The following is a 14,752-nucleotide window of genomic DNA, read 5'->3' as shown; positions in this document are numbered from 1 at the left end:
CAACCGTCTTGCGGCAATTCTCAGTGAACGGTCATCCATTCGCGGGCGGCGCGGAGCGCGGCTGCAAGTTGCATCTTGTCCATGCTTGCGGCAACATCAGCACGAAGCTCCGCGGCGCGGTCGTTGCCCTTGATTGCCGCTATGTTCAGCCATTTGTGAGCCGCGACCAGATCGACGGCGCAGCCGCGGCCAGTGGCGTAGACGAGACCCATCTCGCAGAAGACATCGGCGTTGTTTTCGCCACCCATGGTGGCCATTTCAGCGTTGTGCATTTCAAAGCGTGCCATCGGTTTATCCCTGTTTAGCCTGTTGTCGACTTACCCTGTTTTACCTTCCGGGCCTTGCCGTCTAACGCGGCTTTTGGTCCCTTCGGTCCGGCGGGTTTGCCCCGCTCGTTTGATGGGTTCACTATGAGGGATGGCTTTCAAAAAACGCCTAAAATGCATGATTAATTTGAGACAAACAAAGTGCAAACGCTTGGTAAACTTGGTTTTTTGTTAAACATCGGAGTCCTTGCATATTAAGGATTTTCTTGTCGCATTTACGAAAAATTAAGATATCAAAATCAACCCTTCGTTCACCAAGAAATCAGCTTCAGAAATCGCAAACGCTATCTCGTGGGTCTTCCTACCTTCTCTTTGCCGCCATTCCGGCATCAGTCATTTATCTTTACATTCGCGTCAGGTATTTTCCGCGCAACCACGACTTCAACGGAGTACCACATGATCCGACGCTTCATTCTCGCCACCACACTGGCAGTCTCGGCAACACTGGCAAATGCGGCCGAGCCGATTCTCGGCAACTGGAAAACTGCTGCCGGCGATACGGCCGTGATTGCGTCCTGCAGCGGAAGCTATTGCATCACGCTGAAGACGGGCCGATATGCCGGCAGGAAGATTGGGATCCTCGCGGGTACGGGCGGTACCTACGTTGGCGAGATAACCGATCCGGCGAAAGACCAGACATATAGTGGATCGGGCACGGTTTCGGGACGTTCATTGCGGATGAAGGGCTGCGTCATGGCGGTTCTCTGCAAATCCCAGACGTGGACGCGTCTCTGAAACAGCGACCGCCGGAAAAACGCGGCGCATGCGGCCATGGCCGGCCGGTTTCCTGAACGCACGATGAACCGCAATATCAGCACAGGTTCAGCCGAAAGGTGGCAAAACTGCCTCAACGCTAAGGCGACATCGGGGCAAGCACATGGACATGCTCATCGTGGCAAGACGCTTCACTATCATTACGCTGTTCGCGGCGATCTTCGCCGTCACATTTTCGGCGGCGGTCACGCGCAACGCCGGGGGCGGTGCACAGTCACACTTCGGAGCCAATTACACCTGCCTCGAAGGTAGCGGCCCGGTATGCACCGCCATGCGCTGATCCGTATCGGCACATGGAGACCGCACACCCCGCTTGATCTACGACACGTCGTTTGCTTGTTAAAAACAACACTCTATAATGGCGCATGAGCAAACGAATCTCTTCCGCGCCTCTCGAAGTTTCAGCCCCATCGCCTTTTGTGCCGCAGACCTTCGAAGACCCGATCAAGGCCGTCGATGCGTTGACGGAGCTTTATACGCGAAACACTTCATTCCTGATCGACAGATTTGCCAGACTTGCCGAGGGCGCTCCGATCACCGCGCGCTATCGCGCATTCTATCCTCAGGTCAGTATCGAGACGACCAGCTTCGGCCATGTGGATACCCGCCTCTCCTATGGTCATGTAACCGCTCCCGGCATCTACACCACGACGATCACCCGGCCGCAGCTCTTCAGACACTACCTGAAACAGCAGCTCGGTCTCCTGATCAAAAACCACGGCGTCCCGGTCGTTGTTTCTGAATCGACGACACCCATCCCGCTGCATTTCGCGTTCGGAGAAGGTGCTCATGTCGAAGCATCCGCCGCAGCCTTCGTGGATATTCCGATGCGCGATCTGTTCGACACGCCGGATCTGAACACGACGGACGACGAGATCGCCAACGGCGAGTATATTCCGCCGCCGGGCGAGCCATCACCGCTAGCGCCGTTTACCGCCCAACGCATCGACTACTCGTTGGCACGCCTTGCCCACTACACCGCGACCGGCGCGCAGCATTTCCAGAACTTCGTCCTGTTTACCAACTATCAATTCTACATCGATGAATTCTGCGCCTGGGCACGCAAACTGATGGCTGACGGCGGCGATGGTTACACGGCTTTTGTGGAACCCGGGAATATCATTACCCACGCAGGTTCCAACCAGCCGGAAATCGACGTCACGCTCGCACGCCTTCCCCAGATGCCTGCCTATCATCTGAAGAAAAAGGGGCATGCGGGGATTACGATGATCAACATCGGCGTCGGCCCGTCCAACGCAAAGACGATCACCGACCACGTGGCGGTCCTCAGGCCGCATGCCTGGCTGATGCTGGGCCACTGCGCGGGCCTGCGCAATAGCCAGCGGCTGGGCGACTATGTTCTTGCACATGCCTACATGCGCGAAGACCACGTGCTCGACGACGACCTGCCGGTCTGGGTTCCGATCCCGGCGCTCGCGGAGGTGCAGGTGGCGCTCGAAGGAGCGGTAGCCGAGATAACAGGCTATGAAGGCTTTGAACTGAAACGCATCATGCGCACTGGTACGGTCGGTACGATCGACAATCGCAACTGGGAACTGCGCGACCAGCGTGGCCCAGTCAAGCGCCTGTCGCAAGCACGAGCCATCGCGCTCGACATGGAATCAGCAACGATTGCCGCCAACGGATTCCGCTTCCGCGTTCCGTACGGAACGCTCCTCTGCGTTTCGGACAAACCGCTGCATGGCGAGTTGAAGCTGCCCGGCATGGCTACCGCCTTCTACAGGACACAGGTGAACCAGCACCTGCAGATCGGCATCCGCGCGATCCAGAAGCTGGCCGCGATGCCGCCGGAAGCCCTGCATTCGCGCAAGCTCAGAAGCTTCTTCGAGACGGCCTTTCAATAGGCCGTTTCCCTATTGGCGAGAAGCGGCGACGGTGCTCCCGCCGACGGTAGTGCTGCCGTAACGATCGCCCGCGACTTCCAACAATAAAATCGACATCGCGAAGACCGCGAGCATGGCCGCAAGCCTGACAGCGATCGCCCGTTTGCCCGGCAAGTCGTGATACAGCGGATAGGGTTTCTTGTCCCGATGGCGGCGTGCCCAGATCTGGTTCGCCAGCATGAACTCCAATATGCTCATCACCGTCACTCCATGTTGTTGACGGTCTTGGTCGAACCCGGTTTCTCCGATTCGACAGCGATATCCGCAGAAAGAATCTTTCGCTTGCTGTCGAAATCCGCTTAGGCTGATCGTCCAAGAGTTGTGAGAAGCAACTCAGGGAGGCAGCTGCCATGAAATATCTTTGTCAGGTCTGGTTCGAGCCTTCGATCCTTGAGGCCATGGCGGACGAAGAAAAGAAAAAGCTGGACCGGGACTCGCTCGCCTATGACGAGGATCTGGTCCAGAGCGGGCACATGATTGCCGCCCAAGCGCTGCAATCGCCGGCGAGCGCGGTTACGGTCCGCGTTCGTCACGGCGAGCTGTCGGTGACCGATGGTCCCTTTGCCGAGACGAAGGAGCAGCTAGGCGGCTTTATCCTCATCGAAGCGACGGACTTGAACGATGCCATTCGCGTGGCCGCCGGTATTCCGCTCGCAAAGATGGGATCGATCGAAGTCCGGCCGATCTATACGATTCCGGTCGAGGACTGAGGAGAAAACAATGAAGTATCTCTGCCAGATCTGGTTCGACACCGAACAGAGCAAACTGGTTCCGCAGGAAGAATGGGAGGCGCTTACTCAGGAGTGCATCGCCAGCGACGATCACTGGCGCGATCGCGGCGTATTGCAGACGGCATTGGCGCTGGAGGCGCCGTCGGCTGCCGTCACCCTGCGCCGCACGAACGGGGCGCCGGTTGCCACCGATGGCCCTTTTGCTGAAATCAAAGAGCATCTCGGTGGTTTCGTTCTGATTGAAGCTGCCGACATCGAGAAAGCAAAGGCGATCGTCTCGACGTTCCCGATCCTCCGATATGCGTCCGTCGAGATCCGTCCCGCCTATTCCATCAAGGATGAGAGGTGACCTGATGCGCTATGTTTGCCTGATCTACAACTCCGCTGACATTGACGGCACACAGACAAGGGCCGAGGCCGAGGAGACCGTTCGTGAGCATTTTCGGCTGGACGAACAACTGCTGCGTGACGGCACGTTGATCTATGCCGACGCGTTGGAAATGCCCGACAAGGGGAGCGTGCTTCGGGTGCGCAACAACGAATTCAGCATAACGGACGGCCCCTACGTGGAAACAAAGGAGCATCTTGCCGGCCTCTACGTGATCGAGGCGGCGGACCTGGAGGAAGCCAGGTCAGTCGTCGCGCGCATCCCCTGCGCAAGGGTAGGAGCCGTCGAGATCCGCCCGGTGAGAGTGTTGACCTTTCCGGAGTGACCATTGGAAGACGTGATCACGGACATTTACCGGTCGCATTCGCGCAGGGTACTCGCGACTCTCATCCGTCTGCTCGGTGACTTCGATCGGGCGGAAGAGGCATTGCACGATGCATTTGCGGCGGCGACGCGGACCTGGCCGCGCGATGGCGTGCCGGCAAATCCGTTTGGTTGGCTGGTTTCGGCGGGGCGTTTCCGGGCGATCGATCATATCCGGCGGCGATCGCGCTTCGACGCGTCCGTGAAGGATATCGAGGACAGCCTCTACGGCTCGCCCGATGAGGCGGAGATCGGTGACATGGAGTTTATCGAAGACGACATGTTGCGGCTGATCTTCACCTGCTGTCACCCGGCAATTCCCGCCGACGCGCAGATGGCAATGGCTTTGCGCGAGATCTGCGGATTGACGACGGAAGAGATCGCACACGCGTTTCTCGTCCCCGCCCCGACTATCGCGCAACGCATTGTGCGCGCCAAAGCCAAGATCCGGACCGCCCAAATTCCCTATGAGGTGCCCGCCCGCGCAGAGTTGCCGCACCGGCTCGACCGCGTGCTCCACGTGATCTACCTCGTCTTCAACGAGGGCTACTCGGCATCCTCGGGCGAAGAGGTCGTCCGGGCGGATCTCACCGCCGAAGCGATACGCCTCGCCCGTCTGCTGGTCGGCCTCCTGCATCACCCGGATGCATCGGGATTGCTGGCCCTGCTGCTCTTGCAGGATTCGAGACGCGCCGCACGGCGGGGGCCGGACGGGGAACTCATCCTTCTGTCAGACCAGGATCGCGGCAAGTGGGACAGTCGCAAGATCGCCGAGGGGCTCGACTTGCTGGGCAGCGCCACGCGGCAGGGAGAGGTTGGGACCTATACGGTGCAGGCTGCCATAGCCGCGGAACATGCGCAGGCAAGGACGCTGGACGAAACCGACTGGCGACGCATCGTGAGCTACTACGACCTATTGTTGACGGCACAGCCGTCGGTGATCGCCGAACTCAACCGGGCAGTCGCTGTCGCGATGGTGGATGGAGCGGAGAAAGGGTTGCAGCTGGTCGAAACGATCCTCCAGGGAGGAGAGCTTCGCGACTACCACCTCGCGCACTCGGCCCGTGCGGATTTTCTGAGGCGCCTGGGACGTACAGAGGACGCGATCGCGGCCTATGAGACGGCGCTGGCACTATGCCAGCAGTCACCGGAACAGGCGTTTTTGAAGAAGCGGATTTCAGAGCTGTCGGCGGCGCCCGAGCGGCAGTGAAATGGCCGTCCCGATCAACGCCGACACGATTATCAAGAGATGTGCATTGATGCTTGCTCGAGCCAACGCCGCGAGCGCCGTCCTCTCGCTGGAGCCGCCAAAGGCGACTGCACCGGCGGTTATGCCGGCGGGATACGTACCCACGCCGCCTGGTGCATGCACGGGCAACACCGATGACAGCTCGCCGCCAAGCGCCCCGCCAAAGCTCGCTGCCGTTGGCAGAACGCCCATGAGGCTCAATGCCCAAGCGAGCACAAGCACCTTCACAAGCCAGTTGATAACCGTCATGGCCCAGGCGCGCGCGAAGGATGACGAACTAGCGGGAAGGCCATTTTCGATCTCGCCGACGAATTTCCGGGCTTTGGTTGGCAGAATCCTACCGCCGAGTTGCAGCAACGACTTGCGAATTGCAAAGGCCCCGACGGGCAGAGCCAGGAAAGCGGCCCAAGCCAGCCAGGCAGCCATCTTGTGTGACGATGCGATGGCAAAGCCTACTCCGGCAGCAGCAAGCAATGCATGCAGATCGAGGAGACGCATGACAAAAAGCGCAGACGTGCCGCGCACCAGTGGGATACCGAATTCAGTGCGCATCAGCACCGGGAAGCTTGTCTCGCCGGCTCGAAACGGCAGCATGATGTTCAGGAGATTGTGTATCTGCGTCACGCGGAAAAGCGACGTGAATCGGCCAACGGTCTCACGCGGGAAGTAGTCGTAGATACGCCAGGTTCTGAGGAAGTAGGTGCTCGTCAGCAGCGCCAGCGCGCTGAGGATAGGGACTACTCCAACCTGCACCCATTGTCCGACGATCGCTGCCCAACCCCAGAACCAGTGGATGAACAGCGCATAGGCGGCGACAATTGCGATCGTCAGCAGCGTCATGCGATTGCGGATAAACCAGGATTGTCGGCTGGCTACAACCGGGGACTTCATGTACTAGCGTTCCTGACTTAAGCGACCGGGCGCGCGTGTGGCCGTTCGGCCTTTTAGGAGAAATCACACTTGCAGACAACGGTAGAGTCACTTCAGGGCGCCACGGAAGCGGTAGGTCCGGTCGAGTTGTCTTTGGTTGTTCCCGTTTTCAACGAAGAGGAAAGTGTCGGCCCCCTTATCGACCGGATCTGTTCGGCGATGACGGCGTATCGCGATAGCTGGGAATTGATCCTCGTCGACGACGGCAGTATGGATGCTACGCTTGCAAACGCACGCCTGCATGTCGACCGCGCCGGGCTGGCACTTAAGATCGTCGCGCTACAACGGAATTTCGGACAGACTGCCGCCATGCAGGCCGGGATCGATACGGCCACCGGCCGACTGATCGCCACAATGGACGGCGATCTGCAAAACGATCCGAAGGACATTCCGTCGATGGTGGCCGAGCTTGAGCGGCGGGAGCTCGATCTCCTGGTCGGCTGGCGCAGGAACCGGCAGGACGGCCTGCTCCTCCGCAAGATCCCCTCCTGGTGCGCCAACTATCTGATCGGCCGTATCACCGGCGTGAAGCTGCACGACTACGGTTGCAGCCTGAAGATCTATCGCGCATCCATCATCAAACAGGTCAAGTTGATGGGCGAGATGCATCGCTTCATTCCGGCCTGGGTGGCCGGTGTGGTGCCGAGCTCGCGCATCGGCGAGATGATCGTGACCCACCACGCGCGCCAGCACGGCCAGTCGAAATACGGCATCTCCCGCACGTTTCGCGTGATCCTAGACCTGCTTTCCGTCATGTTTTTCATGCGCTACAAGGCGCGCCCGGGGCACTTTTTCGGATCGCTCGGGCTCGGGCTCGGCGCCATTTCCGTACTGATCCTGATCTACCTGTTCTTCGACAAGTTCATCATGGGCAACGACATCGGAACCCGCCCGATGCTGATGGTCGGCATCGTCTTTCTGCTTTCCTCGGTCCAGCTGATTACAACCGGCATTCTTGCCGAGATGATCGCCCGCACCTACTACCGTGACGACACTTCCCCGAATTACATCGTCCGGCAGGTCTTTGAGGCAACTGAGAAGGGCTGACCCAGTGGGCACCGTTGGCTACGCCATAGCCCAAGGATCTAACTTTTCAACTCCGCCCACGCGGCATCCAGAGCAATCTTGGTGATCCGAGCCATCTCGTCGACTTCGTGGTGACGGATGACAAGCGGCGGCGAGGCCAGCATGCGGTCTCCGGTTGCTCGCAGCACGAGCCCGTTCGCGAGTGCATGATTGCGAACCAGAGATCCGACCGCATCGGGCTTTTCGAAACGAGTGCGGGCTTTCTTGTCGGTCGTTAGCTGCAGAGCCCCCATCAGCCCGATACTGACGGCTTCGCCAACCAGATCGTGATCGCCAAGCGCGCGCCACGCCTTTGCAAAGTACGGACCGATATCGTCGCGAACGCGTTCCACGAGTTTTTCGTTCTCGATAATGCGCAAATTCTCCAACGCCGCCGCCGCACAGACCGGATGGCCGGAATAGGTAAAGCCGTGATTGAAATCCCCGACGTCATTGATCAGAACGTCGGCAATCCTGTCACTGACAAGCACGCCGCCGATCGGCAGGTAGCCTGAGGAGAGCCCCTTGGCGATCGGGGCGAGGTCGGGCTCCACCCCGAAGTATTGATGGCCGAACCACTCGCCCAGCCGACCGAAGCCGCAGATGACTTCGTCGGTCACGAGAAGAATGTTGCGTGCCTTGCAGATCCGAACGATTTCCGGCCAATAGGTTTCTGGTGGGATGATGACGCCGCCAGCGCCCTGCACGGGTTCGGCGACGAAAGCCGCAACGTTGTCCTCGCCGAGTTCGTCGATCATCGCCTCAAGTTCACGTGCGACGTTCAGACCGAATTCAGCCTGTGAGAGTTCGCCGCCCTCGCCGTACCAATAGGGTTGGCCAATATGGACGATCCCCGGGATCGGCAAGTCGCCCTGCTCATGCATGTATCTCATGCCGCCGAGGCTGGCGCCGGCAACCGTCGAGCCGTGATACCCATTCTTTCGGGCAATCACGATCTTCTTCGATGGCTTACCAACCGCGCTCCAATAGACACACGCCATGCGTAACCATGTATCGTTCGCCTCTGAACCGGAGCCCGTGAAGAAGACGTGGTTAAAGCGCGGACCTGCGTGGGATGTGACCTTCTCGGCGAGCAGCGTCGTCGGCGTGCTCGTGGTGCCGAAGAAGGTGTTGTAGTAGGGAAGCTCGTTCATCTGCCGAGCGACGGCATCGGTGATCTCCCTGCGCCCGTAGCCGACGTTGACGCACCATAGCCCCGCGAAGCCGTCTAAGTATTTCCTGCCATGATTGTCCCAGATGTGAACGCCCTCGCCGCGCTGGATGACACGAGTGCCATCGGCATTCAGTTTCTTCATGTCCGAAAACGGATGCAAGTGATGAGCGGCATCGATAGCGGCGAGGTTGGAGCGTGCGTAAGTATCGGACATGATTTGCAAAACACCTTCGGCGATTGAAAGCCTCTTCCCAATGGGCTACGACCTTGGCCTTGTGCGAGGGGATTTTCAAGATCATGGCGACCGACACGTTGCACGACCAAGCTGCCGGCGGAGATCCGCGCATCGAAATCCTGCTTGTCGGCATGAACGGGGATTTGCGAGGAAAGCAGATTCCGCTTGAGGCACAGAAGAAGGTCTGGGCGGGCGAAATCCGGCTCCCCTCCTCGACCCAATCGCTCGACATCTGGGGCGACGACAACGACGACATCACCGGTTTGTCGCTCTCGGTCGGCGATCCCGATGGCAACTGTATTCCTGACAAACGCAGCCTGGCGCCCATGCCTTGGGCCCCTGATGGCTCGATGCAGGTCCTGGCGACGATGCACGAGTTCGATGGAACGCCGAGCTTCATGGATCCGCGCGCCATCCTCGCATCAATGCTGAAACGCTTCGACGAACGCGGATTGACCCCGGTCGTTGCGACCGAACTCGAGTTCTATGTCGTTGAGCAGGATTGGCGGGAAACCGGCCGCCCGTCCCCGCCCCGGAACCTGACCTACCAGGGTGATCCGAACGGCTTCCAGCTCTATGACATGAGCGCGGTCGATGCGCTCGACGATTACCTGCAGACCGTGCGCAGCTATGCCAAGGCGCAGGGATTGCCGGCGGATGCCACGACGGCAGAGTTCGGACCGGGGCAGTTCGAAATCAATCTGCTGCATCGTCCCGACGCGCTCGCTGCGGCAGACGACTGCATCTATCTGAAACGAGTTGCCGAGCAGGCCGCGCGAAAGCACGGCCTGAAGTCCACCTGCATGGCCAAGCCGTATTCCGACCATGCGGGATCCGGCCTCCACGTCCACGTCAGCGTCATCGACAGGCAAGGCCGCAATGTTCTCGACGCGCAGGGCGGCGAACCGAAGAAGCTGAAATCCGTATGCGCCGGCATGCTTGGAACCATGCGCGAAGCACAGTTGGTGTTCGCGCCCTTTGCGAATTCCTACCGCCGTTTCCAGCCGGGTTCTTTCGCTCCTGTCGATCTGACCTGGGGGTACGGCCACCGCGGCACGGCAATCCGCATCCCCGATTTAAACGGCCCTGCTGCCCGTGTGGAGCATCGCGTTGCGGGCGCCGATGCAAACCCCTATCTCCTGCTGACGGCAATCCTCGGCGGGATGCTGCTCGGCCTTGATGAGGAACTCGACCCTGGCGAGGAAACCACGCCCTCGCATGCGCCACGACACACCCCACAGTTGAGTCATGATTTTCTGACCGCTGCCGACGCATTCCGCATCTCACCGTTCATCGCAGACGTATTCGGCAAAAGATACCAGCAACTTTACGGGGACACGAAGCGCAAGGAGGCTATCACTTTTCTGCGCACCGTCTCGGACTTCGACTATCGAACCTACCTGCCGCGCATCTAACTCGCAGGTTCACGCCGTTCCGACTGGGCTACCTGCGCCGCAAGGCCCTCCTTCACCAGCACCCTCAACTCTCCCGGATGGAGCTTGAGGGTGACATCACGCGCGAGCGGCAGCAATTCGCCGTCGATGACGCAGTTTGCCTTGGCCCGAAGTTTCGGAAAATGGAGATGGACCTCGGCCGGGTGCATCACCATCACGTCAACGTTTTCACGCACTTTGCCGCGGAGCATGTCGACCGCGAGACGGGCCACACCGAGTGGCTTGAGGGGATTTGCTGTGTAGAAACCCAGTTCGCCGGAATTGAGATTATCGGCGTAGAGCAGCGCGTTCTCGCCGAACGGATTGTTGGAGACAGACACAGCCGAAACCCTGCGACGCTCGCGCATGCCCGCCGCTTCGAACTCGATTTCGAATTCGGGAGGGTTCAACACCACGCCGAACGCGGCGCGCGCGCTCGCCCGCATTTTTCCAAAGCGCGAGCGATAGCTGTACGAATTGCGGTAGCGCACCATGCGCGCATGCAACCCCGCCGAGAATTGATGAACGAATGGTCTGTCGTTGGCGCTGGCGATATCGACCTGATCGACCTCGCCAAAAGCCAGCACATCCAGTGCCTGCCAGATATCGAGAGGAACGCGCAAGGAGCGGGCAAAAAGGTTCATGGTGCCTGCAGGGACGACACCGAGCGCGACACCATTTTTCCACGCTATGGATGCTGCCGCCGAGATGGTCCCATCGCCACCGCCGGCGACGATGCCGTCGATGTCATCTCGACGCGCCGCACGCTCCATGGCCGGGACGATCTCCTTGCCGGAAAAAACGATCGCATCGAAGTCGTGCCCCGCTTCCCTGAAAACCGCTTCTGCTCGTTTCTCATAGGCATCCATGTCTGTGGTCCTGAAAGTCCCACCATCGCGATTGAAAAAGCCCATAAGTTTCATCTAGTTCTCGCTATCCCCTTGACCTGCGCTCTGGCTGTCGCACGCCGCTTAGAGATGGTTTCCCGGCGCACGATTTCAAGCTAGGGGCGACGGGGCGCACGGAAATGGGTGCCTTCTGAGGTGCAAATTTCGCATGGGACGTATGCATCCGCGCGGATGCTGCACTGCAGAAAACGCACTCGACGCCTGTCCGCAAATCGTCAATAAATGTATGCTCATTGGAGCAGACCTCCATCCCCTTTCATATCCGGCTTATCCGTTACGGCAGCGCCCGCGCCATCGTTCCGCCGCCACAGAGCTTGATGCCAGGAGCGCTATCTTGAGCCAAATCGCCGTAAACGATTCCGTTGACATAGGAAACGCGACCGAGGCTCCTTCGCCCATGGCAATCGCCTTGGTGCAGCTTGCGCTCGCCTGCGGCGGCTTCGGCATTGGCACCGGCGAATTCGCCATCATGGGGCTTTTGCCGGATGTCGCCGATACGTTCTCGGTCACGACGCCGCAGGCAGGCTACGTCATCAGCGCCTACGCACTTGGCGTTGTCATCGGCGCGCCGATCATTGCCGTTTTGGCCGCCAGGATGGAGCGGCGATCTCTGCTGCTGCTGGTAATGGGCGTTTTCGCCATCGGCAACATTCTGAGCGCGATGGCACCGACCTTCGAGAGCTTCACGGCCATGCGCTTCATCACCGGCCTGCCGCACGGCGCCTACTTCGGCGTTGCCGCGATCGTGGCCGCCTCCATGGTTCCCGTCCACAAACGGGCACGCGCGGTCGGCCGTGTCATGCTCGGATTGACCGTCGCTACCCTGCTTGGCACACCCCTCGCCACTGTTTTCGGCCAATCCCTCAATTGGCGCCTTGCCTTTACCGTGGTCGGCATCATCGGCCTGATGACCGTTGCCCTGATCTGGGTCTACGTGCCGCGCGACCGCGTTGCCAAAGGTGCAAGCTTCAAGCGCGAACTTGGCGCGTTCAAGCGTCCGCAGGTCCTTCTGACGCTGGCGACGGCATCGGTCGGTTTCGGCGGGATGTTCGCGATGTTCAGCTACATTGCGCCAACCACCACGCAGGTCGCAATGCTACCCGAGAGCATGGTAGCCGTGATGCTGGTCGTCTTCGGGATCGGGATGAACGTGGGCAACGTCGTCGGCTCCTGGTTTGCCGACAAGTCGCTCATGGGAACGATCGGCGGTTGCCTGGTCTTCAACATCGTCGTGCTCACGCTGTTTTCGCTTACCGCTTCCAATCCGTTCATGCTGGGATTTTGCGTTTTCTGCATTGGATGCGGTTTTGCAGCAGGCCCGGCAATACAGACCCGGCTGATGGATGTTGCTGCGGACGCGCAGACGCTGGCGGCCGCGTCCCATCACTCGGCGTTCAACGTCGCCAATGCGCTTGGCGCCTGGCTCGGCGGCCTTGTGATTGCTGGCGGATACGGTTTCGCCGCCACGGGCTATGTTGGAGCAATCCTGTCGTTCTTCGGAATTTTCGTGTTTGCCTGGTCTCTACACCTAGAGCGCGGCAGTCGGCGCGCATGACGCGTCGGCCGAAACGGCGCGCAAGCGTCGACCTTCCGGAAGGCAAAAGATGTTCTCCTCGCCCCACGCGGCAAGCGCAACGATGACGGGCCTCAACGTCTCGCCAAGCGGCGTCAAGGCATAGTCGACCCTTGGCGGGACGACGGGAAACACCGTGCGTGAGACAAGCCCCGACTGCTCAAGTTCCCGCAATTGCTTCGTCAGCATCCGCTGAGTGACCGCAGGCAGCTTTCGCCGCAATTCATTGAAGCGCAGTGTTCCGCCCATAAGGTGGAAAAGGATCACGCCCTTCCACTTTCCATCCAGGAAGCCCAGCGTCGCCTCGACGGGGCAACCGGGGAAATTCTGTGTGAGCTTGGCCCGGGACAACGACATTTGACAGTATCCTTTTTGGTACTACGTACAGAATTTGTGCATTCTTGCGTTTTCTGAACATAGGACGCATCTAGCCTCCGTGCAACAAACACAGGAGTCCACCATGCGCGCCGTCGCATATAAAGTCCCGCAGCCCATTTCCGCCGAAACCTCATTGATCGATGTCGATCTGCCGATCCCGCTAGCCAAGGGCCACGACCTGCTTGTCGAGATCAAGGCGGTATCCGTCAACCCGGTCGACGTGAAAGTGCGGGCCGGCGTCGCGCCAGCCGTGGACGAACTCAAGGTACTGGGCTGGGATGCCGCAGGTGTTGTCAAAGCGGTCGGTCCCGACGTGACGCTCTTCAGGGTTGGCGATGAAGTGTTTTACGCAGGTGCGATCAATCGACCCGGCTCCAATGCGGAGTTTCATCTCGTCGACGAACGTATTGTCGGCCATAAGCCGAAGAGCCTCGATTTTGCGGCAGCCGCAGCCCTGCCGCTTACATCGATTACCGCCTACGAGACGCTGTTCGATCGGCTGAAGGTACAGGATCCGGTTTCCGGCGCAGGACCAGCCATCCTCATCATCGGTGGCGCCGGCGGGGTTGGCTCGATCGCCATCCAGATCGCCCGCACGCTGACGGATCTGACGATCATCGCAACGGCCTCGCGCCCGGAAACGCAGGAGTGGGTCAAGCAACTCGGCGCGCACCACGTCGTCGATCACGGCCAGTTGATTGCGCCACAAATTGCCGCGCTCGGCCTCGGCGCGCCGGCCTTCATCTTTTCAACGACAAACACCGGCAGCCACATCACGGACATCGCCGAAATCATCGCGCCGCAAGGCCGGTTCGCCCTGATTGACGATCCGAAAACGCTCGATGTGGTCCCGTTCAAGCGCAAGTCCGTCTCCATTCATTGGGAGCTGATGTTCACGCGACCACTGTTCGGCACGCCCGACATGATCGAGCAGCACAAGCTACTCGACAAAGTGTCGGCGCTTGTCGATGCCGGAAAAATTCGCACGACGCTCAACGAGACTGTCGGCACCATCAATGCCGCCAACCTTAGGAAAGCGCACGCCATGGTCGAAACCGGCAAGATGAAGGGCAAGGTCGTCCTCGCGGGTTTCTGACGGTCGCCCAATAAGCTTCGTTCCTGCCACCGCGCTGAGAGCGCCGTCGGACGACAGCAGCCAGAATGCCGCGCCGGGAGGTGCGGCATTCTGCCGTAAGCCTGTAGGGCGCTTGACTTTTTCAATGTTTCATACCACCTACAGCAATACGCGGAAGACATCTGTTTTTCGCGGACATCAACGGAGCCATCATCACGATGCCAAGCGACAGTAGCAGTCGATTGC

General features: G+C 59.6%; 17 protein-coding genes. 11 read left to right on the top strand and 6 right to left on the bottom strand.

The annotated features are described in order from the left end of the window. Window positions 1-20 precede the first annotated feature (20 nt). Complete coding sequence (locus ASC90_RS26975) at window positions 21-287, bottom strand: sel1 repeat family protein (RefSeq protein ID WP_056547673.1); 267 nt, start codon at window positions 285-287, stop codon at window positions 21-23. Between the two features lie 435 nt (window positions 288-722). On the opposite strand from ASC90_RS26975, the gene ASC90_RS26970 reads away from it, so the two are divergent. The 3 genes from ASC90_RS26970 (at window position 723) to ASC90_RS26965 (ending at window position 2,965) form a co-directional block, all read left to right on the top strand. Beyond that, window positions 723-1,061 (top strand): DUF2147 domain-containing protein, encoded by a 339-nt coding sequence (locus tag ASC90_RS26970; RefSeq protein ID WP_056547670.1) that lies wholly within the window; start codon window positions 723-725, stop codon window positions 1,059-1,061. Window positions 1,062-1,203: 142 nt separating this feature from the next. Further along, entirely contained in the window at window positions 1,204-1,380 is a 177-nt protein-coding gene (locus tag ASC90_RS29515) for a hypothetical protein (protein WP_200950954.1), read from the top strand. Window positions 1,381-1,465: 85 nt separating this feature from the next. Beyond that, window positions 1,466-2,965: an AMP nucleosidase gene (locus ASC90_RS26965; RefSeq protein WP_056547668.1), complete on the top strand. Its 1,500-nt coding sequence runs from the start codon at window positions 1,466-1,468 to the stop codon at window positions 2,963-2,965. Window positions 2,966-2,974: 9 nt separating this feature from the next. On the opposite strand, the gene ASC90_RS26960 is transcribed toward ASC90_RS26965, so the two are convergent. Next, window positions 2,975-3,202 carry a hypothetical protein gene (locus tag ASC90_RS26960; RefSeq protein ID WP_056547665.1) on the bottom strand — a complete coding sequence of 76 codons (228 nt, stop codon included), beginning with the start codon at window positions 3,200-3,202 and terminating at the stop codon, window positions 2,975-2,977. Window positions 3,203-3,354: 152 nt separating this feature from the next. On the opposite strand from ASC90_RS26960, the gene ASC90_RS26955 reads away from it, so the two are divergent. The 4 genes from ASC90_RS26955 to ASC90_RS26940 are packed head-to-tail and all read left to right on the top strand — an operon-like array spanning window position 3,355 to window position 5,696. Continuing rightward, on the top strand, window positions 3,355-3,714 hold the full coding sequence (locus ASC90_RS26955) for a YciI family protein (protein ID WP_056547663.1): 360 nt from the start codon (window positions 3,355-3,357) through the stop codon (window positions 3,712-3,714). Between the two features lie 10 nt (window positions 3,715-3,724). Further along, window positions 3,725-4,084 carry a YciI family protein gene (locus ASC90_RS26950; protein ID WP_056547660.1) on the top strand — a complete coding sequence of 120 codons (360 nt, stop codon included), beginning with the start codon at window positions 3,725-3,727 and terminating at the stop codon, window positions 4,082-4,084. Window positions 4,085-4,088: 4 nt separating this feature from the next. Then, window positions 4,089-4,448, top strand: a complete 360-nt coding sequence (locus ASC90_RS26945) for a YciI family protein (RefSeq protein WP_056547657.1) — start codon at window positions 4,089-4,091, stop codon at window positions 4,446-4,448. Between the two features lie 3 nt (window positions 4,449-4,451). Next, window positions 4,452-5,696: an RNA polymerase sigma factor gene (locus tag ASC90_RS26940; protein WP_056547653.1), complete on the top strand. Its 1,245-nt coding sequence runs from the start codon at window positions 4,452-4,454 to the stop codon at window positions 5,694-5,696. On the opposite strand, the gene ASC90_RS26935 is transcribed toward ASC90_RS26940, so the two are convergent. Further along, entirely contained in the window at window positions 5,664-6,626 is a 963-nt protein-coding gene (locus ASC90_RS26935; RefSeq protein ID WP_056547651.1) for a lysylphosphatidylglycerol synthase domain-containing protein, read from the bottom strand. The two genes, ASC90_RS26940 and ASC90_RS26935, sit on opposite strands and share 33 nt — an antisense overlap. Before the next feature lie 69 nt (window positions 6,627-6,695). Between ASC90_RS26935 and ASC90_RS26930 the strand changes: the two genes are divergently transcribed. Next, entirely contained in the window at window positions 6,696-7,712 is a 1,017-nt protein-coding gene (locus tag ASC90_RS26930; protein WP_056547648.1) for a glycosyltransferase family 2 protein, read from the top strand. Between the two features lie 38 nt (window positions 7,713-7,750). On the opposite strand, the gene ASC90_RS26925 is transcribed toward ASC90_RS26930, so the two are convergent. Continuing rightward, window positions 7,751-9,118 carry an aspartate aminotransferase family protein gene (locus tag ASC90_RS26925; protein ID WP_056547645.1) on the bottom strand — a complete coding sequence of 456 codons (1,368 nt, stop codon included), beginning with the start codon at window positions 9,116-9,118 and terminating at the stop codon, window positions 7,751-7,753. Between the two features lie 83 nt (window positions 9,119-9,201). Between ASC90_RS26925 and ASC90_RS26920 the strand changes: the two genes are divergently transcribed. After that, complete coding sequence (locus ASC90_RS26920; protein WP_056548004.1) at window positions 9,202-10,554, top strand: glutamine synthetase family protein; 1,353 nt, start codon at window positions 9,202-9,204, stop codon at window positions 10,552-10,554. Here the strand turns inward: ASC90_RS26920 and ASC90_RS26915 are convergent. Beyond that, on the bottom strand, window positions 10,551-11,495 hold the full coding sequence (locus ASC90_RS26915) for a diacylglycerol kinase family protein (protein WP_056547643.1): 945 nt from the start codon (window positions 11,493-11,495) through the stop codon (window positions 10,551-10,553). The two genes, ASC90_RS26920 and ASC90_RS26915, sit on opposite strands and share 4 nt — an antisense overlap. Window positions 11,496-11,814: 319 nt before the next feature. On the opposite strand from ASC90_RS26915, the gene ASC90_RS26910 reads away from it, so the two are divergent. Continuing rightward, a complete protein-coding gene (locus ASC90_RS26910) occupies window positions 11,815-13,035 on the top strand; it encodes an MFS transporter (RefSeq protein WP_056547641.1) in 1,221 nt (406 codons plus the stop codon). Here the strand turns inward: ASC90_RS26910 and ASC90_RS26905 are convergent. Next, window positions 13,009-13,410 carry a helix-turn-helix domain-containing protein gene (locus ASC90_RS26905; protein WP_056547637.1) on the bottom strand — a complete coding sequence of 134 codons (402 nt, stop codon included), beginning with the start codon at window positions 13,408-13,410 and terminating at the stop codon, window positions 13,009-13,011. The genes ASC90_RS26910 and ASC90_RS26905 overlap by 27 nt on opposite strands. A 103-nt stretch (window positions 13,411-13,513) precedes the next feature. On the opposite strand from ASC90_RS26905, the gene ASC90_RS26900 reads away from it, so the two are divergent. Beyond that, window positions 13,514-14,527 (top strand): zinc-binding alcohol dehydrogenase family protein, encoded by a 1,014-nt coding sequence (locus tag ASC90_RS26900; RefSeq protein ID WP_056547634.1) that lies wholly within the window; start codon window positions 13,514-13,516, stop codon window positions 14,525-14,527. Window positions 14,528-14,752 lie beyond the last annotated feature (225 nt).

Source organism: Rhizobium sp. Root1220, from assembly GCF_001426265.1.
Lineage (GTDB): Bacteria > Pseudomonadota > Alphaproteobacteria > Rhizobiales > Rhizobiaceae > Rhizobium.
Note: the sequence above shows the minus strand (reverse complement) of the source record. Positions and strands in the feature narration are given on the sequence as shown.